Consider the following 24,751-nt stretch of genomic DNA (forward strand, 5'->3'; position numbering starts at 1 on the left):
AGCATAGGCCGGGCGCGGAAGAGGCCGGGGCACTCCAACTAGACTGGACGGGTGTCTGAAATCACCCCTGAACTCGTGCGCCATCTCGGTGTGCTCGCACGCATCCAGCTGAACGACGACGAGGTGTCGCGGCTCACGGGCCAGCTCGACGCGATCGTCGACAACATCGCCAAGGTCTCGGAGGTCGCGACGGCCGATGTCGCTGCGACCAGCCACCCGATCCCGTTGAGCAATGTCTTCCGCCCGGACGTCGTCGGCCAGACGCTGACGCACGAGCAGGTGCTGCAGAACGCTCCGGATGCCGCAGACGGCCGCTTCCGGGTCACCGCGATCCTGGGGGAGGAGCAGTGAGCGACATCATCCGCCTCGACGCCGCTGCTCTGGCCGCGAAGCTCGCCTCCCGCGAGGTCTCGAGCGTCGAGGCCACGCAGGCGCACCTGGACCGCATCGCCGCCGTCGACGGCGACGTGCACGCCTTCCTCCATGTGAACGAGGGGGCGCTCGACGCGGCCGCCGCGATCGATGCGCGCCGCGCGGCGGGCGAGGAGCTCGGTCCTCTCGCCGGGGTGCCGCTCGCGATCAAGGATGTGCTGGTCACGACCGACCAGCCCACCACGAGCGGGTCCCGCATCCTCGAGGGCTACCGGTCGCCGTACGACGCGACGGTCGTGGCGCGGTCTCGGGCTGCCGGCATGATTCCGCTGGGCAAGACCAACATGGACGAGTTCGCGATGGGATCCTCCACGGAGCACTCCGCCTACGGTCCGACCCGCAACCCGTGGGACCTCGACCGCATTCCCGGCGGATCCGGCGGAGGCTCGGCTGCGGCCGTCGCCGCTTTCGAGGCGCCGCTCGCGCTCGGCTCCGACACCGGCGGCTCGATCCGTCAGCCGGCGCACGTCACGGGTACCGTCGGCGTGAAGCCGACCTACGGCGGGGTGAGCCGCTACGGCGCGATCGCTCTCGCGTCGAGCCTCGACCAGGTCGGTCCGGTGTCCAGGACGGTGCTCGATTCCGGCCTGCTGCACGATGCGATCGCCGGGCACGACCCGAAGGACTCCACCTCCCTCACCGACGCCTGGCCGTCGTTCGCAGAAGCTGCTCGTGAGGGAGCGCGCGGGGACGTGCTCAAGGGGCTCAAGGTCGGCGTGATCCGCGAGCTGCCCGACAGCGGCTTCCAGCCCGGTGTCGCATCCTCCTTCCGCAGCGCGCTCGCGCTCATGGAGGCGCAGGGTGCCGAGATCGTCGAGATCGGTGCGCCGCACTTCGAGTACGGCGTCGCCGCCTACTACCTGATCCTCCCAGCGGAGGCATCGAGCAACCTCGCCAAGTTCGACTCCGTGCGCTTCGGTCTGCGGGTGACCCCCGACGGCAATCCGACGGTCGAGGACGTCATGTCCGCCACGCGCGACGCCGGTTTCGGCGACGAGGTGAAGCGCCGCATCATCCTCGGCACCTATGCCCTGTCGGCCGGATACTACGACGCGTACTACGGCAGCGCGCAGAAGGTCCGCACGCTGATCCAGCAGGACTTCGCGAACGCCTTCGCCGAGGTCGACGTCATCGCGACGCCGTCGGCACCCACGACGGCGTTCAAGCTCGGCGAGCAGGTCGACGACCCGCTGCAGATGTACCTGAACGACATCACCACGATTCCGGTGAACCTCGCCGGCGTTCCCGGTATCTCGATCCCGAGCGGTCTGGCGGACGAAGACGGGCTCCCCATCGGCATCCAGTTCATCGCTCCGGCCCGCGAGGACGCTCGTCTGTACAAGGTCGGTGCGGCGCTCGAGACGCTCCTCGTCGACGCGTGGGGCGCACCACTGCTCACTCGCGCACCGCAGCTCGCAGGAGGGAACCGCTGATGGCCGCCGCCAAGCTCATGGACTTCGACAAGGCGCTCGAGCTGTTCGAGCCCGTCCTCGGGTTCGAGGTGCACGTCGAGCTCAACACGAACACGAAGATGTTCTCCGACGCGCCGAACCCCGCGAACGAGGCGTACCACGCCGCCGAGCCGAACACGCTGATCGCTCCGGTCGACCTGGGACTCCCCGGAGCCCTGCCCGTCGTGAACGAGACGGCCATCCGATCGTCGATCAGCCTGGGCCTCGCGCTCGGCTGCTCGATCGCCTCGTCGAGCCGGTTCGCGCGCAAGAACTACTTCTACCCGGACCTGGGCAAGAACTACCAGATCTCGCAGTACGACGAGCCGATCGCCTATGAGGGATCCGTGGAAGTCGAGCTCGAGGACGGCACGCTCATCACGATCCCGATCGAGCGCGCCCACATGGAGGAGGACGCCGGCAAGCTCACGCACATGGGAGGCTCGACGGGCCGGATCCAGGGCGCCGAGTACTCGCTGGTCGACTACAACCGGGCGGGTGTGCCGCTGGTCGAGATCGTCACCAAGGTGATCACGGGCACGGAGCACCGGGCTCCCGAGGTGGCGAAGGCCTACGTGCAGGCGATCCGGGACATCGTCCGCGGACTGGGGATCTCCGAAGCCCGCCTGGAGCGCGGCAACCTGCGCTGCGACGCGAACGTCTCGCTGCGCCGGCGCGGCGAGGAGAAGCTCGGCACCCGCACCGAGACGAAGAACGTCAACTCCATGCGCTCCGTCGAGCGGGCCGTCCGGTACGAGATCCAGCGTCAGGCGCAGATCCTCGCCGACGGCGGGTCGATCACGCAGGAGACCAGGCACTGGCACGAGGACACCGGCACGACGTCGCCTGGTCGCCCGAAGTCGGACGCCGACGACTACCGGTACTTCCCTGAGCCGGATCTGCTGCCCGTGGAGCCGGCAGCCGAGCTGATCGAGGAGCTCCGAGCCGCGCTTCCGGAGCAGCCCGTCGCCCGTCGTCGCCGTCTGATGACGGAGTGGGGATTCACGGACCTCGAGTTCCAGGACGTGCGCAACGGCGGCATCCTCGACCAGGTCGAGGCCACGATCGCCGCCGGTGCCGCTCCGGCCGCCGCCCGGAAGTGGTGGACGGGAGAGATCGCCCGCCTGGCGAACGCGCAGGAGAAGGATGCTGCCGACCTGATCTCGGCGGAGAACGTCGCGGCTCTGCAGAAGCTCGTCGACGCGGGAACCCTCACCGACAAGCTCGCCCGCCAGGTGCTGGAGGGCGTGATCGCGGGGGAGGGCACTCCGCAGGAGGTCGTCGACGCCCGGGGGCTCGCCGTCGTCTCCGACGATGGTGCGCTCATCGCCGCGATCGACGACGCCTTCGCCGCGCAGCCCGATGTGCTCGCGAAGATCAAGGACGGCAAGGTCCAGGCGGCTGGAGCGGTCATCGGCGCCGTCATGAAGGCGATGAAGGGGCAGGCAGACGCCGCTCGGGTCCGTGAGCTCATCCTCGAGCGCGCGGCGCAGTGACCTGATCTCCCGGGCCTCGTGTCCGAGGCCCGGGGGAGAATGGCGTCATGGGACACGGTGACGGCAGGGGACGCGTGGTCTCGCGTCCGGATGCCGACGACACCGGAACGCGCATCCTGCATGTCGACATGGATGCGTTCTACGCGGCTGTCGAGGTGCTCGATGACCCCACGCTCCGGGGACTGCCGCTCATCATCGGGGCTCCCGATGGCCGCTCGGTCGTCTCGAGCGCATCGTACGAAGCGCGACGCTACGGCGTGCGCGCCGCCATGCCCGTGTCCCAGGCGCTCCGGCTCTGCCCCACGGCGCGCATCGTCCCCCCGCACTTCCATCGGTACCAGGAGGTCTCGCGCCAGGTGATGGCGATCTTCGAGTCGTTCACGCCGCTCGTGGAGCCGCTGTCGGTCGACGAGGCGTTCCTCGACGTGCAGGGTGTCCGACGGCTGTGGGGGAGTCCGGCCCGCATCGCGGACCTGATCCGCACGCGTGTCCTCGACGAGGTCGGCATCACCTGCAGCGTGGGTGTCGCAGCGACGAAGCACGTCGCGAAGATGGCCTCGACGGTCGCCAAACCCGACGGGATGCTCGTGGTGCCCGCCCCCGCCACTCTCGACTTCCTCGCCCCTCGTCCGGTGCGGGCGATGTGGGGTGTGGGGCCGAAGGCCGCGGAGGCGCTGGAGGCTCGGGGGATCCGCACGATCCGGGATGTGCGCGAGTCGTCACGGGAGATGCTCGATCGCGCCGTGGGGCCGGCGCTGAGCGCGCGATTGACCCAGCTCGCGCTCGGCGAGGACCCCCGCGCGGTCGACACCGAGCGGGTGGAGAAGAGCATCGGCCACGAGGAGACGTTCGATCAGGACATCCTCGACCGGACGTTCCTCCGCGCCGAGCTGCTCCGGCTCGCGGACCGCGTCGCCGCGCGGCTGCGTCGAGCGGACTGGGAGACCGCGACGGTGTCTATCAAGATCCGCTTCGACGACTTCCGTACGGTGAACCGCTCGCAGACGCTGAGCGAGCCCACAGCCGTCGGCCAGCGCATCGGCGAGGCCGCCCAGGGCCTGTTCGAGCAGATCGACCGGCGCGACCCGGTGCGTCTGGTCGGTGTGCGCGCCGAGAACCTGCGTCCAGCGGGCGGGGCGGGCCTCGGACTCTGGGATGACGATGAGGACTGGCGCAAGGTCGAGGGCGCGGTCGACGAGGCCGTCGCGAGGTTCGGCTCCGCGACGATCAGTCGCGCCAGGCACATCGGCCGCGGCGACGGACGCGGCGCCGCACAGCACCCGAAGGCGCACGGCGTGAATTGACCGCGCGTGTCGTGCCGCCGTCGGCTAGCGTGGGACCATGCCGAACATTGCACTGGAACTCGGAAAGCAGGCCGCGAATCTCGGCGTCAAGAGCGCCTATGGAGAGCCGCAGGACGTCGACGGGGTGAGCATCACTCCGGTCGCGTTCACGTACTCCGGATTCGGAGGCGGCAGCGGTGATGGCGCTGAGGGCGGCGGCGGAGGAGGCGTGTCGGTGCCGGTCGGCGTGTACGTCCGCCGTGAGGAGGGACTGCGCTTCGAGCCGAACATCGTCACGCTGCTCGTCGTGGCCGTGCCGTTCGTGTGGGTCGCCGGACGCGCGATCACCCGCATCATCCGTGCCCTCAAGAAGTGACGACCCTGTCGCGGCAGCTCTCGAGCAGGCCGCGACACTGATCGCGCACGACGTCCGCGCGCTGGCGGCCGCGAACCCGGTCGTGCTCATCGACGGCGGCAGCGGGGCGGGCAAGTCGTCCCTCGCGGCGCGCCTGGTGCGCCGGTGGCCGGTCAGCGGACACGTGCAGCTCATCGCGCTCGACTCGATCTACCCGGGCTGGGACGGCCTGGATGAGGGAGCGGAGCGCGCCCTGGAATGGATTCTGCGCCCGCACGGACGCGGGTACCTCGGCACCTGGCGGCGCTGGGACTGGGAGGCGCAGGCCGAGGCGGAGAGTCATGCCGTGGACCCGGCGCTGGGTGTGATCATCGAGGGGAGCGGCATTCTCCGACCCGCGACGGCGCGGTTGGCGGATGTGCGCGTGTGGGTGGAATCGGCGGAACCCGTGCGCAAGGCCCGCGCTCTGGCCCGCGACGGTGACACGTACCGCCCGCACTGGGATCGCTGGGCCGCCCAGGAGCGCCGGCACATCGAGAGGGACGATCCCCGGGCGCTGGCGACCCGGATCGTCCCGGTGCCGTGAGGTCTCAGGAGCCCAAGCCGGCGCCCGCGTCATCGGCGGCCTGGATCAGGAGTTCGAGTCGATACCCGACCCAGTCGTACACCTGGTGACGCCCGTCCTCACCGGAATCGTCGTCCGCGGTGATCCCGAGCCTGGTCGCGATCACGAGCCGAATCGCCGTGAGCGTTCGCAGCCAGGGATCGAGCTCGTCCAGCGAGATCGCCAGATCCCGGGACTCCAGCGCGGCGTCGCCGAGCGCGGTCGGATCCTCGTCGAAGTCGCCGAGGGACGCCCGCATCCGCCGTGCGTCGGCGGCACGACGATCGAGCAGATCGTTGCGGGTCGCTTCTGCGAAGGCGGCGGTCGATCCCTGGTCACCGGGATACGGGCTGGGGGTCAGGCGCTCGACAGCGGGATCGCCGACGTCACGAGACGTATCGATCAGTTCCAGGAAGTCATCGACGAGTCGGGCCAGGTGCAGTTCCTCGACGGCCGTGATCGGCGTGGATATGGTGATCGCGGTCATAGCGGAGCCTTCCTGACGGTCGCCCACAGGCCGAAGTCGTGCATGGCCTGAGCGTGCACCTCCATCGTCTCGCGCGGGCCGGCGGCGACGACGGCGTGTCCCTCGTGGTGCACGGCGAGCATCAGGGCGGTCGCGCGGTCGAGGGAGTAGCCGAAGTAGGTGCGGAACACCCGCACGACGTAGCTCATGAGGTTCACGGGGTCGTTCCACACCACGACCTGCCACGGCTCCAGGGGCGCGGCCTGAAGATCGGTGGCCTCATCGAGCGAGGGGACGGCAGCGGGGACAGTCATGCCCAGCCCATCTCGTGCAGTTGCCGATCGTCGAGCCCGTAGAAGTGCGCGATCTCGTGCACGAGGGTCGTGTGGATCTCGTCCCGGAGGTCCGCCTCATCCTCGCACTGGGCGAGATGCGGCTCCCGGTAGACGACGATCCGATCGGGCAGTTCGCCCATGCCGTACTGGGTGCGCTCGGTGAGCGCCAGGCCGTCGTACAGGCCCAGCAGATCGAGGGTGCCGTCCTCGGGGCGATCCTCGACGACGAACACGACGTTGTCCAAGCCCTCGACCATCTCGTCGGGCAGCTGGTCGAGCTCGTCGATCACGAGCTCTTCGAAGGCGGCGGCGTTCATCTCCATCCTCTCCAGCCTACGGGCGTGCGCGGGTCAGTGCAGGAGCACGAGGATCGCTGCGACCACGATGAAGAGAATGCCGAAGATCGTGTTGAGGAGACGCTGTCCGCGCACGGTGCGGGTGAGGCGACGGAACGGGCGGGCCACCGCGGCGAAGAACCCCCACATCACGATCACATCCACGATGATCACGGTCACGATGAGTGTGACGTACTGCGGGACCGGCGGTTGATCCAGACGGATGAACTGGGGGATGAACGCGAGGAAGAAGACGATGGCCTTGGGGTTGAGGAGGTTGACCCAGAACCCGCGGCGGATCATCGACCAGCGGCCCTCACGCGTGTCGACCGGCGACGGCGCGTCCTCGACGGAGGTAGTCGGCTTGGTGAGGATGAGTCTGATGCCGAGGTAGACGAGGTAAGCGGCGCCGGCGTAGCGGATGGCGTTGAACAGGAGCGGTGACTGGGCGACCAGGAGTCCCACACCCGCGGCGACGATCGCGACATGGACGACCAGGGCGATCTGCTGGCCGATGATGCCCCAGATCGAGCGGCGCCATCCCTGGTTCATGGCGTTCGACATCGTGTTGATCGCGCCGGCCCCGGGGGTGAAGCTGATCACGACGGATGCGGTGAACAACGAGAACCAGACCGCGAATGTCACCTCGTCAGTCTAGGGCGCGCGGATCGCCCGATCTCGCGCGCCCCGGACGCGAAGAAGGCCCGAACCGTGCGGTTCGGGCCTTCTTCAGGAGGGTGAGTAACGGGACTCGAACCCGCGACATCCGGCACCACAAGCCAGCGCTCTACCAGCTGAGCTATACCCACCATGTGCCCACCGGAGCGGGCAACCATACGAGTCTATTACATGTTCGGGGTGAACTCTGACACCGTACGGGTCGCGATGTCGCGCGCCTCATCGCTGGAGGGCCCTGGTTCGTCGACGAAGACGGCCTCCCGGTAGTACCGGAGCTCGCGGATCGACTCCAGGATGTCGGCGAGTGCGCGGTGCCCGCCGTCCTTGACCGGGGCCTGGAAGAACACGCGCGGGTACCACCGCCGGGAAAGCTCCTTGATGCTCGAGACATCGACGTTGCGGTAGTGCAGCCACTGATCCACCTGCGGCATGTACTTGGCGAGGAACATCCGGTCGGTGCCGATCGTGTTCCCGGCGAGCGGGGCCTTCCGCTCCAGCGGGACGAATCGCTTGATATACGCGAGCGTCTGAGCCTCCGCTTCTTCGAGCGAGACGCCGTGGGGGATCTCCTCGATCAGCCCTGAGGTCTCGTGCATCTTCGTGACGAAGTCGTTCATGTGCGCGAGCGCCGCTTCGCCGGGTCGGATCACCACCTGGAAGCCCGCATCGAGCGGACGCAGTTCGAAGTCGGTGATGACGACGGCGATCTCGACGAGCTCATCGACCGCGAGATCGAGGCCCGTCATCTCGCAATCGATCCATACGAGACGATCGTTCTCGGACGCAGATACCATTCGGCCATCCTATCGACGGCTCCGACATCGCCCGGCGTGAGCGGTTCTGCAAGCGACGGGGAGACCGCGGTACGGTAGAGATATCCCGCCTCCGTAGCTCAGGGGATAGAGCAGGAGCCTTCTAATCTCTTGGTCGCAGGTTCGAATCCTGCCGGGGGCGCTTCACGAGTGGCGCAGCGCGGCGACGGCGTCGTCGGCACGCCAGAACTCGCCGACGATGCGGAAGACGCCCGTCGCCAGGTGCAGCCGTTCGGCGCGGTAGCGCAGCCCGAGGGGATCGGCGACGATGCGGAGGTGCCCCAGCACGTGCTCGCGCTGGTCTTGGACGCGCCACAGGTGATCGGCGGCGCGGACGAGGTGTTCCCGCGCCGAGGCGAGACGCGGCGTGGCGAACGGGACCTCGGGCAGGGACGTGATCTGGCTGTCTGACATGGGAACTCCTTTCCTGATTCGAAGATATGACCGACCACCGACATTCCGACCACGGTCTCGCGCCGGAGCCTCCTGCACTTCTCCTGCACGGAACGTCGGGTATCGGCACATCTCCACGGCGGTCGTGTTCGGGAGCTGTGTGCGGCCGTGCCCGCGGTCACGCTGGTCTCACCCGGGCAGGATCCGGAAGACGAAAGGACGCAGCATGATCGACACCCTGACCATCGTCGGAAGAGTCGCGACCGACCCGGTTCTGAGTCAGACCACGGGAGGGGTCCCGGTGACGAACTTCCGGCTCGCGAGCACCCAGCGGCGTTTCGACGCCGCCACGCAGTCCTGGGTCGACAACGGGACGAACTGGTTCTCGGTAGCGGCGTTCCGACAGCTCGGCGAGCACGCGAAAGCCTCGCTGCGCACGGGCGACAGCGTGATCGTCACGGGGCGGCTCAAGATCCGCAACTGGGAGCACAACGGCAAGCACGGCACGAGCGTCGACATCGATGCGGAGGCGATCGGCCACGACCTCCGGTGGGGGACGACGGCTTATCGGCCGCAGTCTCGTCCGTCGGCAGCCGGCTCCGGACCGGCAGATGCGCCCGGGGACGACGGCGAAGCGGCCGCGCCGGAGCGATCCTCTGCGGTCGATGCCTCGTGGTCGACGACATCGGGAACGGGAGAGGACGCGGTGGCGAGACCCTTCTGACCGGCTGGACCCGCAGGTCGTACGAGCCCGCACGTCCCATCACGGGGCGCGAGTGCAAGGCACGTAGACTCGGCTCGTGCTTCGTCGATCGGTCCTCTCACCGACGCGTGCGGGCAGCGTCCTCGCGGCCACCGCCACCGTCGTTCTGCTCCTGTCCGCGTGCGCACCGGAGCCCGGTCCCTCCGCCTCTGCCACACCGGCGGGATCACCGAGTCCTGATGCCACGGAGTCCGCCGCTCCCGCGCTCGTGCCGGAGGGCACCGCCGAGGAGAACCTCCCGGTCTTCGCCGCGGTCGCCGAACGTGTCTGGGCGACCGATCAGCGCGGGTCGGGTCGGGCGTACGTCGACGGCCTGATCACGGCCGGCTTCGACCGCGCGGACATGCAGGTCACCCAGGACCAGACGACCGTCGGCAACCCGGCGGAGAGCCTGCAGTTCTCGGTGCGGTGGGGCGAGCAGGACTGCCTCGTCGGTCAGGTCGGCCCATCGACGGGTGGCGTCGTCACCGCCGTGATGCCGCAGCTGGCCGACGGGCGGTGCCTGATCGGCGCCACACGCCCGATCGACTGGTGACACCAGAACCCGTCATCACGGATCCGTCCGCGGAGGGACGCAGGACGGGTCAATCGCGTCGGGGGCGGGAACGCCCGATCCAGCTGGCGAGACGGCGGGCGGGAAGAGGGAGCGTCGTGCACGTCGCCGAGGTGTGTTCGACTCCGCGGTCGTCGATCAAGGTGACACGGCACATCACGCGCAGGTTCCGTGGGACGCTCGGAGATGGTGTGGCCTCGACCTCCAGGACGGCGTCCGTGACCCACTCGGGCGGCAGACGACGCAGATGGAGATGTCGACGCAGGTCCATCCTGAGTTGGTCGGCTATCGACAGCAGTTCGATCGTCGTAGGCGCCACCGAGCCGACCACCATGTCGAACGAATACCGGCCACCGACTCCCTGTCGGTATGCCCTCCCGATGCTGCCGAGCGGCCACCACTCCGGATCCCAGGGAGTGTCACGCACGAAATGTCCCAGGATGCCGTACGCAACGTCGCGGAACTGGCGGCGGTTGGGCATGGTGCCATTATGCGACCGGTAGGCTAGAGAACCCAGTCGGCGAGAAGACACAGCAGCCTCGCCCCGGCTGATCACTTCACATCCACCATGAGAAGCGGCCTCGCCCGGACCGGGCGTTGAGTCAGGCCTCAAGAGGAGCGTTTAAACGGTATGGCTGAGTACATCTACTCGATGGTGCGTGCGCGCAAGGCTGTGGGCGAGAAGCTCATCCTCGACGACGTCACGATGGCGTTCCTCCCCGGCGCCAAGATCGGCATGGTCGGCCCGAACGGCGCCGGAAAGTCGACGATCCTCAAGATCATGGCCGGGCTCGACACGCCCTCCAACGGCGAGGCCAAGCTCGCGCCGGGCTACTCGGTCGGCATCCTGATGCAGGAGCCGGAACTCGACGAGTCCAAGACAGTGCTGGAGAACATCCAGGACGGCATCGCGATCAAGGCGAAGGTCGACCGCTTCAACGAGATCTCCGCTCTGATGGCCGACCCCGACGCGGACTTCGATGCGCTGCTCGCCGAGATGGGCACGCTGCAGGAGGAGATCGACGCGGCGGACGGCTGGGACCTCGACTCGCAGCTGGAGCAGGCGATGGACGCCCTGCGCACGCCTCCGGGGGATGCCGCGATCGCTCCGCTCTCCGGTGGTGAGAAGCGTCGTGTCGCGCTGGCCAAGCTCCTGCTTCAGAAGCCGGACCTGCTCCTCCTCGACGAGCCCACCAACCACCTCGACGCCGAGAGCGTGCTCTGGCTCGAGCAGCACCTGCAGTCGTACAAGGGCGCGGTCATCGCGATCACTCACGACCGGTACTTCCTCGACCACGTCGCCGAGTGGATCGCCGAGGTCGACCGCGGTCGTCTGATCGGCTACGAGGGCAACTACTCGACCTACCTGGAGAAGAAGGCCGAGCGCCTCGACATCCAGGGCAAGAAGGACGCGAAGCTCGCGAAGCGTCTCAAGGACGAGCTGGAGTGGGTCCGTTCCAGTGCGAAGGGACGCCAGACGAAGTCGAAGGCGCGTCTCGCGCGGTACGAGGAGATGGCTGCGGAGGCGGAGCGCACCAGGAAGCTGGACTTCGAGGAGATCCAGATCCCGGCGGGTCCGCGTCTGGGCAGCATCGTGATCGACGCCAAGAACCTGAAGAAGGGCTTCGACGGCCGCTCGCTGATCGACGGGCTGAGCTTCAGCCTTCCGCCGAACGGCATCGTCGGCGTGATCGGACCGAACGGCGTCGGAAAGACGACGCTGTTCAAGACGATCGTCGGCCTCGAGCCGCTCGACGGCGGGACGCTGAAGATCGGCGAGACCGTGAAGATCAGCTACGTCGACCAGTCGCGCTCGAACATCGACCCGAACAAGACGCTGTGGGAGGTCGTGTCCGACGGGCTCGACTTCATCACAGTCGGCAAGACCGAGATCCCGTCCCGCGCCTACGTGTCGAAGTTCGGCTTCAAGGGGCCGGACCAGCAGAAGAAGGCGGGCGTGCTGTCCGGTGGTGAGCGCAACCGCCTCAACCTCGCGCTGACGCTCAAGGAGGGCGGCAATCTGCTGCTGCTCGACGAGCCCACCAACGACCTGGACGTCGAGACGCTGAGCTCCCTCGAGAACGCACTGCTCGAGTTCCCCGGCTGCGCCGTGGTCATCACGCACGACCGGTGGTTCCTCGACCGCATCGCGACGCACATCCTCGCCTACGAGGGCACCGACGAGAAGCCCGACCAGTGGTACTGGTTCGAGGGCAACTTCGAGGCGTACGAGGAGAACAAGATCGAGCGTCTCGGACCGGATGCCGCCAAGCCGCACCGTTCGACGCACCGCAAGCTGACGCGCGACTGAGGCCGCGATGACCGCCGAGCCCGGGCCCCGTCTGCACATCCCGATCCACCTCCGCTGGGGCGATCTGGACGCGTTCAACCACGTCAACAACACCTCGATGCTCAAACTGCTCGAGGAGGCGCGGGTCCGCGCGTTCTGGCGAGCCGGCCCCGGCGAGGAAGCTCCGTCGACCGCGGTGCTCGACTCGGGCATCGACGAGGGGATCCTGACGCTCATCGCGCGGCAGGAGATCGAGTACCTCGCGCCGGTCCCGTATCAGCGGCGTCCGCTCGAGGTGCAGATGTGGTTCGGCAAGCTCGGCGGCTCCAGCGTCGAGGTGTGCTACGAGGTGCACAACGACCCGGCCGCCGAGCCGCGGCAGATCTACGCACGCTCCACGGCGATCATCGTGCTCGTCGACGCGAGCACGGGGCGTCCGACCAGGCTCACCGCGGAGATGCGCGAAGCCTGGGAGCCTTACGTCGGTCCGTCGATCGAGTACGCGCACCGCTGATCCGCAGCGCGCGAGGCGCATCCGCGCGCGTCAGGATCGGGGCTGCTCCTCGGGCACCCGGATCATGATCTCCTGCGCCACGCTGGCGACCAGGTCGCCGTCACGCGTATAGATGCGCCCTGTGGCGAGGCCTCGCCCGCCCCGCGCGTTCGGCGACTCCTGGAGGTATAGGAGCCACTCGTCCACGCGTGCAGGGCGGTGCCACCACATCGCGTGATCGAGGCTCGCCACCTTGAGCCCGGGAAGCGACCAGAAGACGCCGTGGGCCCGCAGGATGGACTCCTGGATGGTCATGTCGCTCAGATAGGCCAGCGCGGCGCGGTGCAGCCGCTGGTCGTCCGGAAGCGGGGCGCGGAGCCTCATCCACACGGCCTGCCGGGCGACGCGCTCGTCGTCGCTGGGCAGGTACAGCGGAGAATCGACGTGCCGGATGTCCGCGGCGCGGTCGCTCAGCATGCGCGCCGTCCCGGCGGGCAGACCCTGGACGCGATCCTCGTCGGGGACGAGGTCCTCCGGGGCGGGGATCCCCGGCGGCATCGGCTCGGCATGCTCGACACCCGGATCGGCATCCTGGAACGAGGCGATCATGGAGAAGATCGGCACACCGTTCTGATAGGCCTGCGTGCGGCGGGTGGAGAACGAGCGTCCGTCGTGGATCCGGTCCACCGCGATCGTGATGCCCTGATCGGCGTCGCCGGGGCGCAGGAAGTAGCCGTGCATGGAGTGCACGGCGCGATCCTCGGGAAGAGTGCGCTCCGCGGCCAGGAGCGCCTGGGCGAGGACCTGGCCGCCGTAGATGCGGCCGCTCGGCATCGGGTGCGAGGAACCGGTGAAGATGTCTTCCGTGGTCCTCGCCTGTGTCGCATCGAGATCGAGGACCTCGAGCAGTCGCTCGACGGTCTGGATGGCGTGGTTCTCCGCGCTCATGGGTTCCTCTCCGCGACCGCAGTGCCGCTCCGTTGGTAGTTTAGAACCCGTGGCCCATCAACTCGTCCTCGCCGATCCGGACACCGCGAAGGACGTCCTGACGTTCGTCGGGAGGGCGAAGAGGATCACGGCCGAGGGTGTCCGACTGCAGGCGGCGGACGGCGTCCTCGCCCTATCGACGGCCGTGCTCGCCCCCGTGACGCTGTTCGACCAGACGCCCACGATCCTCGCGATGCGCATCGTGTCGGCAGACCCCGAGCTCCAGTGCGACATCGTCGTGGACGAGCTGGCCGCGACCGACGACGACCTGCGCCTCACGCTTCCGGAACTCGGACTCTCACCGTCCTGGGTCGGGGTCGCTCCGCCGCGGGGGCAGTGGGCGCCGGTGGGCGCACTGCCGGCCTCGAAGATCGCTCAGCGGGCGCAGTGGGGGATCTCCGCCGTCGCCCGAGGTGCCGTCGACGGGGCAGGGGAGGAGGCGGTGCGCGCACTGCGTGCCGCGATCTGGGGCGAGCCGGACGAAGACCTTGACGGCCTGCCGCGTGGCGCCGCCTTCGCCGCCGATGCGATGGGCTTCATCTCCGGGGAGGAGGAGGTCCGCGTGATGAGGTCCGGCCGCTGGACGAGGCTCGCGTTCCGCCGTGGCCACGTCCTCGTCCGCGGTCCCGTGGCCTCCGGCCTCACGAGCGTGCGGGAGACCGGTTCGTCCGTCTGAGAGCCGCCGTCAGCGAGCAGCCGCGCGCCCTGCCTGGCGTCCCGAGAACAGACAGCCGCCGAGGAAGGTGCCCTCCAGCGCGCGGTAGCCGTGCACGCCGCCCCCGCCGAAGCCGCTCGCTTCGCCCGCGGCATACAGCCCGGGGATCGCGGAGCCGTCGGAGCGGAGAGCGCGTCCGTCGAGGTCGGTGTTGATGCCGCCCAGCGACTTCCGCGTGAGGACGTGCAGCTTGACGGCGATGAGCGGGCCCGCCGCGGGGTCCTGCAGCCGATGCGGCGCCGCGGTGCGGATGAGCTTGTCGCCGCGGTAGTTGCGCATGGAACGCAGCATCCCGATCTGGGCGTCCTTGGTGAACTCGTTCTCGATCTCGCGGTCCCTGGCGATGACTTCCCTCCGTACGTTGTCGATGTCGAGGGCGGAGCCGCCGGGATGACTCTGCATGCGCTCCAGCAGCGACTCCAGATCGTTCTCGACGAGGAAGTCCGCACCCTCGTCGAGGAAGGACTGCACCGGGCCGGTCGGTCCCTTGGCGAGACGCGATCGGAGCAGCAGGGCCACGTCCTTGCCCGTCAGATCGGGATTCTGTTCGCTGCCCGAGAGCGCGAACTCCTTCTCGACGATCTGACGTGACGTGACGAACCAGGAGTGATCATGCCCTGTCGTGCGCAGGTGCGCGAGTGTGCCGAGGGTGTCGAATCCGGGGAACAGCGGAACCGGAAGACGCTTGCCCGTGGCGTCGAGCCAGAGGGAGGACGGCCCGGGCAGGATGCGGATGCCGTGTGAGGGCCACACGGGATCCCAGTTCGTGATGCCTTCGACGTAGTGCCACATCCGGTCGCCGTTGATCAGACGCGCCCCCGCAGCCTCGCTGACGGCCTGCATCGAGCCGTCGACGTAGGCGGGCACCCCCGTGAGCATGTGCTCGGGCGGTGTGCCGAGGCGCGATGGCCAGGCGGCGCGGACGAGGTCGTGGTTGCCGCCGATGCCGCCGGAGGCGACGACGGTCGCCGCGGCGATGATCTCGAACTCACCGATGCTCTGCCGTGTGGTCGCCTCTCCGCGCCGGGCGCCGGTGGAGGCGAGGATGCTGCCGCGCGCGCCGGTGACCGATCCGTCGGTGACGGTGAGCTCCGACACCCGGTGCCGCGGAAGGATCGTGAGTCGTCCCTCCCGTTCCCCCTGCTCGACGGCAGCGGCGAAGGGCGCCACGATCCCGGGACCGGTTCCCCAGGTGATGTGGAACCGCGGCACCGAGTTGCCCGGGCCGATGGCCCCGTATCCGCCGCGTTCCGCCCACCCGACGACGGGGAAGAAGCCGACTCCGCGATCGCGGAGCCAGGAGCGCTTCTCGCCGGCGGCGAACTGCAGGTATGCCTCCGCCCAGCGCCGTGGCCACTCGTCCTCAGCGCGGTCGAAACCGGCGTTGCCGAACCAGTCCTGTGTGGCGAGCTCGAGCGAGTCCTTGATGCCGAAGCGTCGCTGCTCCGGCGAGTCGATGAAGAACAGGCCGCCGAAGGACCACCAGGCCTGGCCGCCGAGGTTCGTCCGCGGTTCCTGGTCGAGCAGGATGACACGGCGCCCGGCGTCGAGCGCCTCGGCGGCCGCCACCAGGCCGGCGAGCCCCCATCCGATCACCAGGACATCTGCGGACAGGGGCTTCGTCGTCATGAGTTCTCCGTTGATTCCTGACGTGATCGGGTCTCGAGCGTGGGGCGACCGCCGGGGGCGGCACCGATCCCGGACGGCTCGAATGTGTTCACCATGGCATATGCCGCGCGCTCCAGGTAGTCCCACAGCGTCGATTCGTGCAGGGGGGACAACTGCGCCTCGTCGACGGCGGTGCGCATGTGACGAAGCCAACGATCCCGGGCATCGGCGTCGATGTGGAACGGCATGTGCCGCATGCGCAGCCGCGGGTGTCCGCGCGTGTCCCCGTAGGTCGTCGGCCCTCCCCAGTACTGCTCGAGGAACATGCGGAGACGATCCTCTGCGGGGCCGAGATCCTCTTCCGGGTACATCGGCTTCATCACGGGGTCGAGGGCCACCTCGCGGTAGAACACCGACACGATTCTCCGGAAGGTCTCGTGTCCGCCGATCTCGTCGTAGAACGTCACTTCTGGGTGCTCCCGTCGTCGGTCTGCTTCTTGCGCCGCCAGATGCCGCGGTCGGGGATGACCGGCACACCTGTGACGGCGTTCGGCCGGGTCTTGGGCGGGTTCGCGCCGCGCACCCGTCGCGCGCCGTCGAGTCCGGTCGGAACGACGTCGGTCATGCGCGGGACGCCGATCTCCTTCTCGAGGAGGGCGGCACGGAGACGTCGCCGAAGCTCCTGGGCCACGTCGTCCTTGGCGTTCGCGCGGGCTTTGATCACGATCCGGACGACGAGGGCGTCTCCGTCGATCGACTCCAGACCCCACAGCTCCGGCTTCTCGATGATGCGGGTACGCCATTTCGGGTCCTTCGCGAGTCCCTGGGCGGTCTCGAGCATGATGTGCTCGACCTGCTCGAGATCCGAGTCGGCCGGCACCCCGAGGTCGATGATCGCACGCGCCCACCCCTGCGACATGTTGCCGATGCGGGTCACCTCGCCGTTGCGCACGTACCAGAGCGTGCCGTTGACGTCGCGGACCTGGGTGATGCGGACGCTGACGTACTCGACGACACCGCTCGCGAGCCCGAGATCGACGACGTCGCCGATGCCGATCTGGTCCTCGGCGACGAGGAACATGCCGTTGAGCACGTCCTTGACGATGTTCTGGGCGCCGAAACCCAGTCCGGCGCCGACGGCTGCCGTCAGCAGGGTCAGCGAGCCGAGGAGGCTCTGATCGAGGGCGTTGACGATCAGCACGATCGCGATCACCACGAGCATCACGTTCACGATGTTCTGCAGGATCGTCCCGAGCGTCCGGGTGCGCTGCACCAGCCGCATATCCGCGAGCGGCGACCGTTCGAGCGCCTGTGTGTCGTCGACCGACGCCTTGTTCTTCGCGCTGTCGACGATGCGGTGCACGACGCGGCGGATGACCAGGCGCAGGATGAGTCCGATCACCACGCAGCTCACGATGATGAGCGCGACGGCGAGAGCTTTCATCCCGACCTTGCCGAGCACATCGAGCAGACCGACCAGCCAGTCGGGGAGCGGCGTGGGTTCGGGTGCGGGGGTGGTCTGGAAGGGGAGCATCATCACTTCCAGATCCTAGCGATCGGGCCTCTGCGCGGGCTGGACGAGCGTGCAACGGCAAGACGGAGACCGCCCCTCGCGCGCCGGCGCGTCACGGTGGACGCGGTCCGTGCGAGGGGACGATCTCCGTCTCGGAAGGGAGGGATCAGTCCTCGGCGTCGCGGGCCTGTGCGGCCAGCGCACGCTCGACGTCCGCGAGGTTCTCCAGCACCAGGCGGCGCAGGGCGGGTGGGGCGTCCTGGTGGGCGGAGAGCCAGGCGCGGGTGGCGTCGCGGAGGGCGACATCGGCCAGCGCGGTCGGGAACAGTCCGACGATGAGGTACTGGGCGATCTGGTAAGTGCGCGACTCCCACACCGGGAGCAGCATGTCGAAGTACTTCGGCACGAACTCGCCGAGCATCGACGCCCCTGCGGGGTGGACGAACCCGAGCGCCGCCGAACGCACGATCGTGTTCGGAGCATCGTCCCGCACGATCAACGCGTCCCACGCGGCGTTCTTGGATGCCGAGTCGGGGAGCGAGGCACGCGCCTGCGCGGCGAACTCGGCGCCCTTGGCGGTGTTGTCCGCGGCGAGGGCGGAGTCGATCGTCGCCGCATCCGTCGCGCCGATCGTGGCGAGGCCGACCAGCAGCTGCCAGTTCAGGTCGGCGTCGATCTCGAGTCCGGGGAGCGTCTCCTCGCCGGAGCGCAGACGCCCCACGATGCCGGCGTGCTCGGGCGTGACGAGCGCGTTGGCGAACGCCGTGACGAACTGCAGCTGGCTGTCGCTGCCAGGCTCGGCCGCCTCGGCCAGGGCCCACAGTCCGTCGGCCACCTTGAGACGGGCTGCTTCGCGCTGTGCGGGTGCGACGTACAGGGTCGCCGCGGTGCGCAGCTGCGCGAGCGTGGTGCGCACCGTGGTCGACTCGGTCTCGCGGCCGATGTTGCCGAGCACGAGGTCGATGTAGGCGGACGCATCCGTCTCGGCGTCGCGGGTCTGATCCCACGCGGCGCCCCACACCAGGGAGCGGGCGAGCGGGTCGTGGATGTCGGCCAGGTGCGCGATCGCCGTGGCCAGGGACTTCTCGTCGAGACGGATCTTCGTGTACGCGAGGTCGTCGTCGTTGAGGAGCACGAGGTCGGGCCGCGCGATGCCCTGCAGCTCCGGGATCTCGGTGCGGTCGCCGTCTACGTCGACCTCGAGATAGTGCGAGCGCGTGAGGGAGCCGTCGGTCAGGGTGTAGAAGCCGATGCCGAGGCGGTGGGGGCGGATCGTCGGGTAGTCGGCCGGTGCGGTCTGTGTGATGGCGAAACGCGAGATCGTGCCGTCATGGCCCTCGGCGATGACCGGCTCCAGCGTGTTCACGCCGGCGGTCTCGAGCCACTTCTTCGACCAGGTGCTCAGGTCGCGGCCGCTGGTGGCCTCGAGCTCCGAGAGCAGGTCGCTGAGCTCGGTGTTGCCCCAGGAGTGCTTCTGGAAGTACTGCGAGACGCCGGCGAAGAACGCTTCGATCCCGACCCACGCGGCGAGCTGCTTCAGGACGGAGCCGCCCTTGGCGTAGGTGATGCCGTCGAAGTTGACCTGCACGTCTTCGAGGTCGTTGATCTCGGCGACGATCGGGTGGGTCGAGGGGAGCTGGTCCTGACGGTAGGCCCAGGTCTTCTCCATGGCGTTGAACGTGGTCCAGGCCTCTGTCCACTCGGTCGCCTCGGCGGTCGCGATGGTCGAGGCCCACTCGGCGAACGACTCGTTCAGCCAGAGGTCGTTCCACCACTTCATGGTGACGAGGTCGCCGAACCACATGTGCGCGAGCTCGTGCAGGATCGTGACGACGCGACGTTCCTTGACGGCGTCTGTCACCTTGCTGCGGAAGACGTACGTCTCGGTGAACGTCACGGCGCCCGCGTTCTCCATGGCGCCGGCGTTGAACTCCGGCACGAAGAGCTGGTCGTACTTGGCGAACGGGTACGGCACGCCGAACTTTGACTCGAAGTAGGCGAAGCCTTCGCGGGTCTTGTCGAAGATGTAGTCGGCGTCGAGGTGCTGCCACAGGCTCTTGCGGCCGTACACGCCGAGCGGGATGACGCGGCCCGAGGCGCTCGTCAGCTCCGAGAAGGTCGACTCGTAGGGACCGGCCACGAGCGCGGTGATGTACGAGGAGATGCGCGGCGTCGGCTCGAAGCCCCACGTCGCGGTCACGTCGTCGTCGTGCACGATCGGCTCGGGCGTGGGGGAGTTGGAGACCACCTTCCACGCGGCAGGCGCGGTGACGGTGAACTGGAACGTCGCCTTCAGGTCGGGCTGCTCGAAGACCGCGAACACGCGGCGCGAGTCCGGCACCTCGAACTGGGAGTAGAGATAGACCTCGCCGTCGACCGGGTCGACGAAGCGATGAAGGCCCTCGCCCGTGTTGGTGTAGAGGCAGTCGGCGTCGACGACCAGCACGTTCTCGGCCTGCAGGCCGGTGAGCGCGATGCGCGAGTCGGCGAAGACCTCGTTCGGGTCGAGCTGCTCGCCGTTGAGCGAGATCTCCCGGACATCGCGGGCGATGAGGTCGATGAAGGTGAAGCTCTCCGGCGTCGCGGTGAAGCGCACGACGCTGCGGGAGCCGAAGACCTCGGCGCCCTTGGTCAGGTCCAGGGCGACTTCGTAGGACTGCGTATCGATGACGCTGCGGCGCTCCTGCGCTTCGATACGGGTGAGGTTCTCTCCAGGCACAGCTGTACTCCCAGGGGTGAGGGGATGTCACCGGGGCTGGGCGCAGTTGGCGCCGACGGCAACCATGACAGCCTACGCCAGAGCGGTCGGTGCGCTCACGTTCGCTGATCGGATGCACGGAAACGGCAGACGCGGACGCAGGCCCTCTGCAGAGGTGAAAGGATGGGAGGGTGACTGCGATCGAGCCGAATGTCGTTCCCTTTGCTTCGCCTGCTGCCGCCGACGGCGCGCCCTTCGTGACCACTCCGGTCGCCTATGACGCCATCCTGCTGGCGAGCTTCGGCGGCCCGGAAGGCCAGGAGGATGTGATCCCCTTCCTGCGCAACGTCACGCGGGGGCGCGGCATCCCCGATGAGCGGCTCGAGGAGGTGGCGCATCACTACCGTCACTTCGGCGGCGTGAGCCCGATCAACGGGCAGAACCGTGTGCTCAAGGAGGCGCTCGAGAACGCTCTCGCAGAGCGCGGTATCGACCTCCCCGTCTACTGGGGCAACCGCAACTGGGGCCCGTACCTGGAAGACGTCATCCCCGAGGCCGCTGCCAACGGGCACACGACGCTGCTCGCTTTCGCCACGAGCGCGTACAGCTCGTTCTCCAGCTGCCGCCAGTACCGCGAAGACTTCGCACGGGTGCTGACCGAGACGGGCCTGGGGGAGAGCGTGACGATCGACAAGATCCGTCCCTTCTACGACCACCCGGGCTTCGTCGAGGCCTTCGAGGCAGGCGTGCGCGAATCCGTGCAGGGCTATCTCGACCAGGGCATCGCACCCGGAGACATCCAGGTGCTGTTCTCCACGCACAGCATCCCCACCGCCGACGCGGAGCGCTCCGGCGCCAGGGACATCGACTGGGGCGCTGAGGGCGGCGCCTACGCCGCCCAGCACCTCGCGGTCGCCGCGTGGACCATGGACCAGGTTCGCGCGGCACTTCCCGGTGCCGCCGATGTGCCGTGGGAGCTGGTGTACCAGTCGCGATCCGGCCCCGCGTCGCAGCCGTGGCTGGAGCCGGATGTGTGCGATGTCATCGGCGAGCTGCCTGCGCGGGGCCGCAAGGCTGTCATCGTGGTTCCCGTCGGCTTCATGAGCGACCACATGGAGGTGCTGTGGGATCTCGACACCGAAGCCGCGGAAGCCGCGGAGGAGGCCGGGCTGGCCTTCACCCGCACGCCGACGCCGGGTGTCCGCCCTGCCTTCGTCGACGGGATCGTCGACCTGATCGAGGAGCGACTCCAGGGGCGTCCGAACGAGGAGCGTGCGCACGTGACCACGCTCCCTGGAGGCTTCGACGTGTGCCGCCCCGGATGCTGCGAGAACGTCCGCGCGGGCTTCAAGCCCGCGGCGGCCGGCGTCGCCCCGTGACACGCCGCTGAGCACCCGCGACTTCTAGGATGGAAGCCATGCGCATCCACATCGCCACCGATCACGCCGGTCTCGACTTCTCCACGCAGCTGCAGGAGCACCTCCGCTCCGCTGGCCACGACGTCGTCGACCACGGGCCGGTGGAGTACGACGCGCTCGACGACTACCCGGCATTCTGCATCCGCGCGGCCCAGGCGGTCGTCGCCGACCAGGCTGCCGGTGTCGAGGCGCTCGGTGTCGTGTTCGGCGGCTCGGGCAACGGCGAGCAGATCGCCGCGAACAAGGTCGAGGGCGTCCGCGCCGCGCTGGTCTGGAATCTGTCGACGGCGGAGCTCGCGCGCGAGCACAACGACGCGAACGTGATCTCGATCGGCGCACGTCAGCACACCTTCGACGAGGTCACCGCATTCATCGACCGCTTCCTGCAGACGCCGTTCTCCGGCGAGGAGCGGCATGTGCGACGCATCCGACAGATCGCGGACTTCGAGCGCGACGGCTCGCTGCTCCCGGACCCCCGGGGCTGACATGCCCGAAGGCCATTCCGTCCACCGGATCGCTCGACAGTTCGATCGGAACTTCGTCGGCAAGGTGCTCAGCGCGTCGAGCCCGCAGGGTCGGTTCGCGGAGGGCGCGGCCGTCCTCGACGGACGCGAGGCGGTGAGCGTGCAGGCGGTCGGGAAGCAGATGTTCTTCGAGACCGAGGGCGACGTGTGGCTCCGCGTGCATCTCGGGCTGTACGGGGCCTGGGACTTCGCGGGCGAGATCCTGGTGGACCCCACGATCGCCTCGTCCAACGGGCGCATGGGGCAGACGAATCAGCGCGGGACTGTCCTCGATGAGCCGATCCTCGACGATGCCGGCGAGAATTCCCTGGCCTCGATCGGGGCGCCGCGGCGCACGCGAGTGCACGTGCGCATGTCGGAGCAGACCAAGGGTCTCGCCGACGAGGGCGCGGAGTGGCCGCCGCCCGTCGTCGGACAGGTCCGCCTCCGCCTGATGACCGACATCACGGCTGCCGATCTCCGCGGCCCGACCGCGTGCGTGCTGCAGACGCCGGAGGAGATGCTGGCCACGATCGCGAAGCTCGGGCCGGATCCGCTCGTGGGCGACCCGGTCGAGAACGAGGAGCGTTTCGTCCGCGCGGTCACGAAGAAGTCGACCCCGATCGCGCTCCTGCTGATGGACCAGAGCGTCGTGAGCGGGATCGGGAACGTTTACCGCGCCGAGATGCTCTTCCGCCAGCGTCTGAACCCGCACACTCCGGGCCGGGACGTGCCGGAGGATGTCGCCCGCGCCCTCTGGCACGACTGGGTGCGCCTGCTCGCTGTCGGGGTGGAGACCGGGCAGATGATGACCATGGACGGGCTCACCGGCGACGACTACCGTGCGGCCATGGCCAACCGCGACGACCGGCACTGGGTGTACCACCGGGCCGGCCTGCCGTGTCGCGTCTGCGGGACCGAGATCGCCCTCGAGGAGATCGGCGCCCGCAAGCTCTACTGGTGCCCGCGCTGCCAGGCCTGAGTGCGCGTCTCCCCGACACGCCCGTCGACGCGCGCCGCGAGCCGCGGTTCCTGTGAATATGGTGACAGCGTTTCCGCGCCGTCACCGACAGGAGCCGATATGGATCTCACCGCCCTCCAGTCCGTCCTCGAGAGCATCAGCGGGTTCATCTGGGGCCCGTTCTTCTTGATACCGCTGCTCCTCGGGACAGGGCTGTACCTGACGATCCGCCTGGGCGGTCTGCAGTTCGTGCGCCTCGGGTCCGCACTGCGGCTCGGGCTGCTCACGCGCAAGGACCCCGGGGCTGACGGGGACATCTCCCAGTTCCAGGCGCTGACGACAGCGCTGGCGGCGACTGTGGGAACCGGCAACATCGTCGGCGTCGCCACCGCGATCGGCATCGGTGGTCCTGGAGCGCTCTTCTGGATGTGGGTCACCGGGCTGCTCGGCATGGCGTCCAAGTACTCCGAAGCCTTCCTCGGAGTGCGCTTCCGCAAGACCGACGACGCGGGAGAGAAGTCCGGCGGCCCCCAGTACTACCTCGAACGGGGCATCCGCGGCCCGTTCGGCAAGGTGCTGGCGCTCTCCTTCGCCGTGTTCGCCGTGATCGCCTGCTTCGGCATCGGCAACATGACACAGGGCAACTCGATCGCCCAGAACCTCGAAGCGAGCTTCGACGTGCCGACCTGGGTCACGGGCATCGTCCTCACCGCGTTCGCGATGATCGTCCTGGTCGGCGGCATCAAGTCGATCGGTCGTGTCACGGCCGGTCTCGTGCCGATCATGATCATCTTCTACGTCCTCGGCGCGCTGTACATCCTCATCGCGAACGTCGGCGCGCTGCCCGCCGCTTTCGCGCAGATCTTCTCCGAGGCGTTCACGGGAACGAGCGCGGTCGGAGGGTTCGCCGGCTCCGCCATCATCGTCGCCGTGCAGTTCGGCGTCGCCCGCGGCATCTTCTCCAACGAGTCCGGCATGGGTTCCGCGGCGATCGCGGCCGCGGCGGCGAAGACCAGCCACCCCGTGCGCCAGGGGCTCGTATCGATGACCCAGACGTTCATCGACACGATCATCGTCGTCAGCTGCACCGGCCTGGTCATCATCTCCACCGGCACCTGGAAGGAGATCGATCCGGAGACGGGTGAGCAGCTGAGTCCGGCTCTGATGACGGGGGCGGCGTTCTCTCACGGGCTGCCGGGCGACTGGGGCCACATCATCGTGACCCTGGGACTGGTGATGTTCGCGGGCTCCACGATCCTGGGATGGTCGTACTACGGGGAACGGAACATCGAGCGTCTCATCGGCCGACGCGCCGTGATGCCGTTCCGGATCATCTTCTCGCTCGTGGTCTTCATCGGCTGCACCGTGCAGCTGGGCGTCGTCTGGGCGTTCTCGGACGCCATGAACGGCCTGATGGCGCTCCCGAACCTGATCGGGCTTCTGATCCTGTCCGGGCTCGTGGCGAGAGAGACGAAGAAGTATCTGGACAACGATCCGAAGCTCCGTGCCGACCGCGACCAGATCGAGTCGTTCATGGCCGGCACCCCCGGGTGGGAGGAATGGAAGACGCAGGCCGTCCCTGTGGTCGGGCGTCGCGGCGACTGACGCG

At 68.5% G+C, this 24,751-nt stretch carries 27 protein-coding genes and 2 tRNA genes; 16 read left to right on the forward strand and 13 right to left on the reverse strand.

From position 1 onward, the window contains the following. Positions 1-51: 51 nt before the first annotated feature. Genes gatC through F6A08_RS10940 form a run of 6 tightly spaced genes read left to right on the forward strand, consistent with a single transcriptional unit; the run spans position 52 to position 5,603 of the window. Positions 52-351: an Asp-tRNA(Asn)/Glu-tRNA(Gln) amidotransferase subunit GatC gene (gatC, locus tag F6A08_RS10915; protein WP_026049703.1), complete on the forward strand. Its 300-nt coding sequence runs from the start codon at positions 52-54 to the stop codon at positions 349-351. Then, positions 348-1,865 carry an Asp-tRNA(Asn)/Glu-tRNA(Gln) amidotransferase subunit GatA gene (gatA, locus tag F6A08_RS10920; RefSeq protein ID WP_151459451.1) on the forward strand — a complete coding sequence of 506 codons (1,518 nt, stop codon included), beginning with the start codon at positions 348-350 and terminating at the stop codon, positions 1,863-1,865. The genes gatC and gatA overlap by 4 nt, the downstream gene beginning before the upstream one ends. Then, a complete protein-coding gene (gene gatB, locus F6A08_RS10925) occupies positions 1,865-3,379 on the forward strand; it encodes an Asp-tRNA(Asn)/Glu-tRNA(Gln) amidotransferase subunit GatB (RefSeq protein ID WP_017202037.1) in 1,515 nt (504 codons plus the stop codon). Before gatA ends, gatB begins: the two co-directional genes overlap by 1 nt. A 47-nt stretch (positions 3,380-3,426) precedes the next feature. Next, positions 3,427-4,683: a DNA polymerase IV gene (dinB, locus tag F6A08_RS10930; RefSeq protein ID WP_151459452.1), complete on the forward strand. Its 1,257-nt coding sequence runs from the start codon at positions 3,427-3,429 to the stop codon at positions 4,681-4,683. A gap of 37 nt (positions 4,684-4,720) precedes the next feature. Then, positions 4,721-5,038 (forward strand): hypothetical protein, encoded by a 318-nt coding sequence (locus tag F6A08_RS10935; RefSeq protein WP_017202039.1) that lies wholly within the window; start codon positions 4,721-4,723, stop codon positions 5,036-5,038. Further along, positions 5,022-5,603, forward strand: a complete 582-nt coding sequence (locus F6A08_RS10940) for a nucleoside/nucleotide kinase family protein (RefSeq protein WP_124895487.1) — start codon at positions 5,022-5,024, stop codon at positions 5,601-5,603. The genes F6A08_RS10935 and F6A08_RS10940 overlap by 17 nt, the downstream gene beginning before the upstream one ends. Before the next feature lie 4 nt (positions 5,604-5,607). On the opposite strand, the gene F6A08_RS10945 is transcribed toward F6A08_RS10940, so the two are convergent. From F6A08_RS10945 to orn, 6 genes are all read right to left on the reverse strand, one after another. Then, complete coding sequence (locus F6A08_RS10945; RefSeq protein ID WP_151459453.1) at positions 5,608-6,108, reverse strand: DUF2017 family protein; 501 nt, start codon at positions 6,106-6,108, stop codon at positions 5,608-5,610. Beyond that, positions 6,105-6,401: an ATP-dependent Clp protease adapter ClpS gene (gene clpS / locus F6A08_RS10950; protein ID WP_192576752.1), complete on the reverse strand. Its 297-nt coding sequence runs from the start codon at positions 6,399-6,401 to the stop codon at positions 6,105-6,107. The genes F6A08_RS10945 and clpS overlap by 4 nt, the downstream gene beginning before the upstream one ends. Further along, positions 6,398-6,745 (reverse strand): metallopeptidase family protein, encoded by a 348-nt coding sequence (locus F6A08_RS10955; RefSeq protein WP_017202043.1) that lies wholly within the window; start codon positions 6,743-6,745, stop codon positions 6,398-6,400. Before F6A08_RS10955 ends, clpS begins: the two co-directional genes overlap by 4 nt. 27 nt (positions 6,746-6,772) lie before the next feature. Continuing rightward, positions 6,773-7,402 (reverse strand): LysE family translocator, encoded by a 630-nt coding sequence (locus tag F6A08_RS10960; RefSeq protein ID WP_151459455.1) that lies wholly within the window; start codon positions 7,400-7,402, stop codon positions 6,773-6,775. A gap of 91 nt (positions 7,403-7,493) precedes the next feature. Next, positions 7,494-7,566: transfer RNA gene (locus tag F6A08_RS10965), tRNA-His, on the reverse strand. Between the two features lie 36 nt (positions 7,567-7,602). Then, complete coding sequence (gene orn, locus F6A08_RS10970; protein ID WP_124895491.1) at positions 7,603-8,229, reverse strand: oligoribonuclease; 627 nt, start codon at positions 8,227-8,229, stop codon at positions 7,603-7,605. A gap of 87 nt (positions 8,230-8,316) precedes the next feature. On the opposite strand from orn, the gene F6A08_RS10975 reads away from it, so the two are divergent. Next, a tRNA-Arg gene (locus F6A08_RS10975) sits at positions 8,317-8,389 on the forward strand. 2 nt (positions 8,390-8,391) lie between these two features. Here F6A08_RS10975 and F6A08_RS10980 read toward each other — a convergent pair. Continuing rightward, positions 8,392-8,661 (reverse strand): hypothetical protein, encoded by a 270-nt coding sequence (locus F6A08_RS10980; protein WP_151459456.1) that lies wholly within the window; start codon positions 8,659-8,661, stop codon positions 8,392-8,394. 205 nt (positions 8,662-8,866) lie between these two features. Here F6A08_RS10980 and F6A08_RS10985 point away from each other — a divergent pair, with 205 nt between their 5' ends. Both F6A08_RS10985 and F6A08_RS10990 read left to right on the forward strand, forming a co-directional pair. Next, the gene (locus F6A08_RS10985; protein ID WP_017202047.1) at positions 8,867-9,364 is read left to right on the forward strand and encodes a single-stranded DNA-binding protein; all 498 of its coding nucleotides are present in this window, start codon (positions 8,867-8,869) and stop codon (positions 9,362-9,364) included. Positions 9,365-9,440: 76 nt separating this feature from the next. Further along, positions 9,441-9,938, forward strand: coding sequence for a DUF6993 domain-containing protein (locus tag F6A08_RS10990; protein WP_017202048.1), 498 nt, complete (start codon positions 9,441-9,443; stop codon positions 9,936-9,938). Positions 9,939-9,987: 49 nt separating this feature from the next. On the opposite strand, the gene F6A08_RS10995 is transcribed toward F6A08_RS10990, so the two are convergent. Then, a complete protein-coding gene (locus F6A08_RS10995) occupies positions 9,988-10,437 on the reverse strand; it encodes a hypothetical protein (protein ID WP_151459457.1) in 450 nt (149 codons plus the stop codon). Positions 10,438-10,587: 150 nt separating this feature from the next. Here F6A08_RS10995 and ettA point away from each other — a divergent pair, with 150 nt between their 5' ends. Both ettA and F6A08_RS11005 read left to right on the forward strand, forming a co-directional pair. After that, a complete protein-coding gene (gene ettA, locus F6A08_RS11000; protein WP_017202050.1) occupies positions 10,588-12,267 on the forward strand; it encodes an energy-dependent translational throttle protein EttA in 1,680 nt (559 codons plus the stop codon). A 7-nt stretch (positions 12,268-12,274) separates the two neighbouring features. Further along, entirely contained in the window at positions 12,275-12,760 is a 486-nt protein-coding gene (locus F6A08_RS11005) for an acyl-CoA thioesterase (protein WP_124895497.1), read from the forward strand. Between the two features lie 30 nt (positions 12,761-12,790). Here the strand turns inward: F6A08_RS11005 and F6A08_RS11010 are convergent, their stop codons facing one another. Beyond that, complete coding sequence (locus F6A08_RS11010; protein ID WP_124895498.1) at positions 12,791-13,687, reverse strand: acyl-CoA thioesterase; 897 nt, start codon at positions 13,685-13,687, stop codon at positions 12,791-12,793. Between the two features lie 49 nt (positions 13,688-13,736). Here F6A08_RS11010 and F6A08_RS11015 point away from each other — a divergent pair, with 49 nt between their 5' ends. Further along, the gene (locus tag F6A08_RS11015; protein ID WP_017202052.1) at positions 13,737-14,402 is read left to right on the forward strand and encodes a DUF8185 domain-containing protein; all 666 of its coding nucleotides are present in this window, start codon (positions 13,737-13,739) and stop codon (positions 14,400-14,402) included. A 9-nt stretch (positions 14,403-14,411) separates the two neighbouring features. Here the strand turns inward: F6A08_RS11015 and F6A08_RS11020 are convergent, their stop codons facing one another. The 4 genes from F6A08_RS11020 to pepN all read right to left on the reverse strand — a co-directional run bounded on the left by F6A08_RS11020 (position 14,412) and on the right by pepN (position 20,281). Then, entirely contained in the window at positions 14,412-16,070 is a 1,659-nt protein-coding gene (locus tag F6A08_RS11020) for an FAD-binding dehydrogenase (RefSeq protein ID WP_151459458.1), read from the reverse strand. After that, a complete protein-coding gene (locus F6A08_RS11025) occupies positions 16,067-16,516 on the reverse strand; it encodes a globin (protein WP_017202054.1) in 450 nt (149 codons plus the stop codon). Before F6A08_RS11025 ends, F6A08_RS11020 begins: the two co-directional genes overlap by 4 nt. Further along, a complete protein-coding gene (locus F6A08_RS11030) occupies positions 16,513-17,586 on the reverse strand; it encodes a mechanosensitive ion channel family protein (protein ID WP_017202055.1) in 1,074 nt (357 codons plus the stop codon). Before F6A08_RS11030 ends, F6A08_RS11025 begins: the two co-directional genes overlap by 4 nt. 142 nt (positions 17,587-17,728) lie before the next feature. Next, positions 17,729-20,281 carry an aminopeptidase N gene (gene pepN, locus F6A08_RS11035; protein ID WP_151459459.1) on the reverse strand — a complete coding sequence of 851 codons (2,553 nt, stop codon included), beginning with the start codon at positions 20,279-20,281 and terminating at the stop codon, positions 17,729-17,731. A 170-nt stretch (positions 20,282-20,451) separates the two neighbouring features. Between pepN and F6A08_RS11040 the strand changes: the two genes are divergently transcribed. From F6A08_RS11040 to F6A08_RS11055, 4 genes are all read left to right on the forward strand, one after another. After that, a complete protein-coding gene (locus F6A08_RS11040) occupies positions 20,452-21,639 on the forward strand; it encodes a ferrochelatase (RefSeq protein WP_017202057.1) in 1,188 nt (395 codons plus the stop codon). 38 nt (positions 21,640-21,677) lie between these two features. Further along, on the forward strand, positions 21,678-22,163 hold the full coding sequence (locus F6A08_RS11045; RefSeq protein ID WP_124895501.1) for a ribose-5-phosphate isomerase: 486 nt from the start codon (positions 21,678-21,680) through the stop codon (positions 22,161-22,163). 1 nt (position 22,164) lies between these two features. Beyond that, the gene (locus F6A08_RS11050; RefSeq protein ID WP_124895502.1) at positions 22,165-23,163 is read left to right on the forward strand and encodes an Fpg/Nei family DNA glycosylase; all 999 of its coding nucleotides are present in this window, start codon (positions 22,165-22,167) and stop codon (positions 23,161-23,163) included. 99 nt (positions 23,164-23,262) lie between these two features. Then, a complete protein-coding gene (locus F6A08_RS11055; RefSeq protein ID WP_017202060.1) occupies positions 23,263-24,747 on the forward strand; it encodes an alanine/glycine:cation symporter family protein in 1,485 nt (494 codons plus the stop codon). Positions 24,748-24,751 lie beyond the last annotated feature (4 nt).

Origin of the sequence: Microbacterium algeriense (genome assembly GCF_008868005.1) — a bacterium.
Classification (GTDB): domain Bacteria; phylum Actinomycetota; class Actinomycetes; order Actinomycetales; family Microbacteriaceae; genus Microbacterium; species Microbacterium algeriense.

Excerpts from the sequence above, each read along its gene's own strand:
- gatB (WP_017202037.1), top strand. The coding sequence starts at position 1,865 with ATGGCCGCCGCCAAGCTCATGGACTTCGACAAGGCGCTCGAGCTGTTC.
- dinB (WP_151459452.1), top strand. The coding sequence starts at position 3,427 with ATGGGACACGGTGACGGCAGGGGACGCGTGGTCTCGCGTCCGGATGCC.
- F6A08_RS10935 (WP_017202039.1), top strand. The coding sequence starts at position 4,721 with ATGCCGAACATTGCACTGGAACTCGGAAAGCAGGCCGCGAATCTCGGC.
- F6A08_RS10945 (WP_151459453.1), bottom strand. The coding sequence starts at position 6,108 with ATGACCGCGATCACCATATCCACGCCGATCACGGCCGTCGAGGAACTG.
- clpS (WP_192576752.1), bottom strand. The coding sequence starts at position 6,401 with ATGACTGTCCCCGCTGCCGTCCCCTCGCTCGATGAGGCCACCGATCTT.
- F6A08_RS10955 (WP_017202043.1), bottom strand. The coding sequence starts at position 6,745 with ATGGAGATGAACGCCGCCGCCTTCGAAGAGCTCGTGATCGACGAGCTC.
- orn (WP_124895491.1), bottom strand. The coding sequence starts at position 8,229 with ATGGTATCTGCGTCCGAGAACGATCGTCTCGTATGGATCGATTGCGAG.
- F6A08_RS10980 (WP_151459456.1), bottom strand. The coding sequence starts at position 8,661 with ATGTCAGACAGCCAGATCACGTCCCTGCCCGAGGTCCCGTTCGCCACG.
- F6A08_RS10985 (WP_017202047.1), top strand. The coding sequence starts at position 8,867 with ATGATCGACACCCTGACCATCGTCGGAAGAGTCGCGACCGACCCGGTT.
- F6A08_RS10995 (WP_151459457.1), bottom strand. The coding sequence starts at position 10,437 with ATGCCCAACCGCCGCCAGTTCCGCGACGTTGCGTACGGCATCCTGGGA.
- ettA (WP_017202050.1), top strand. The coding sequence starts at position 10,588 with ATGGCTGAGTACATCTACTCGATGGTGCGTGCGCGCAAGGCTGTGGGC.
- F6A08_RS11005 (WP_124895497.1), top strand. The coding sequence starts at position 12,275 with ATGACCGCCGAGCCCGGGCCCCGTCTGCACATCCCGATCCACCTCCGC.
- F6A08_RS11010 (WP_124895498.1), bottom strand. The coding sequence starts at position 13,687 with ATGAGCGCGGAGAACCACGCCATCCAGACCGTCGAGCGACTGCTCGAG.
- F6A08_RS11020 (WP_151459458.1), bottom strand. The coding sequence starts at position 16,070 with ATGACGACGAAGCCCCTGTCCGCAGATGTCCTGGTGATCGGATGGGGG.
- F6A08_RS11030 (WP_017202055.1), bottom strand. The coding sequence starts at position 17,586 with ATGATGCTCCCCTTCCAGACCACCCCCGCACCCGAACCCACGCCGCTC.
- F6A08_RS11045 (WP_124895501.1), top strand. The coding sequence starts at position 21,678 with ATGCGCATCCACATCGCCACCGATCACGCCGGTCTCGACTTCTCCACG.
- F6A08_RS11050 (WP_124895502.1), top strand. The coding sequence starts at position 22,165 with ATGCCCGAAGGCCATTCCGTCCACCGGATCGCTCGACAGTTCGATCGG.
- F6A08_RS11055 (WP_017202060.1), top strand. The coding sequence starts at position 23,263 with ATGGATCTCACCGCCCTCCAGTCCGTCCTCGAGAGCATCAGCGGGTTC.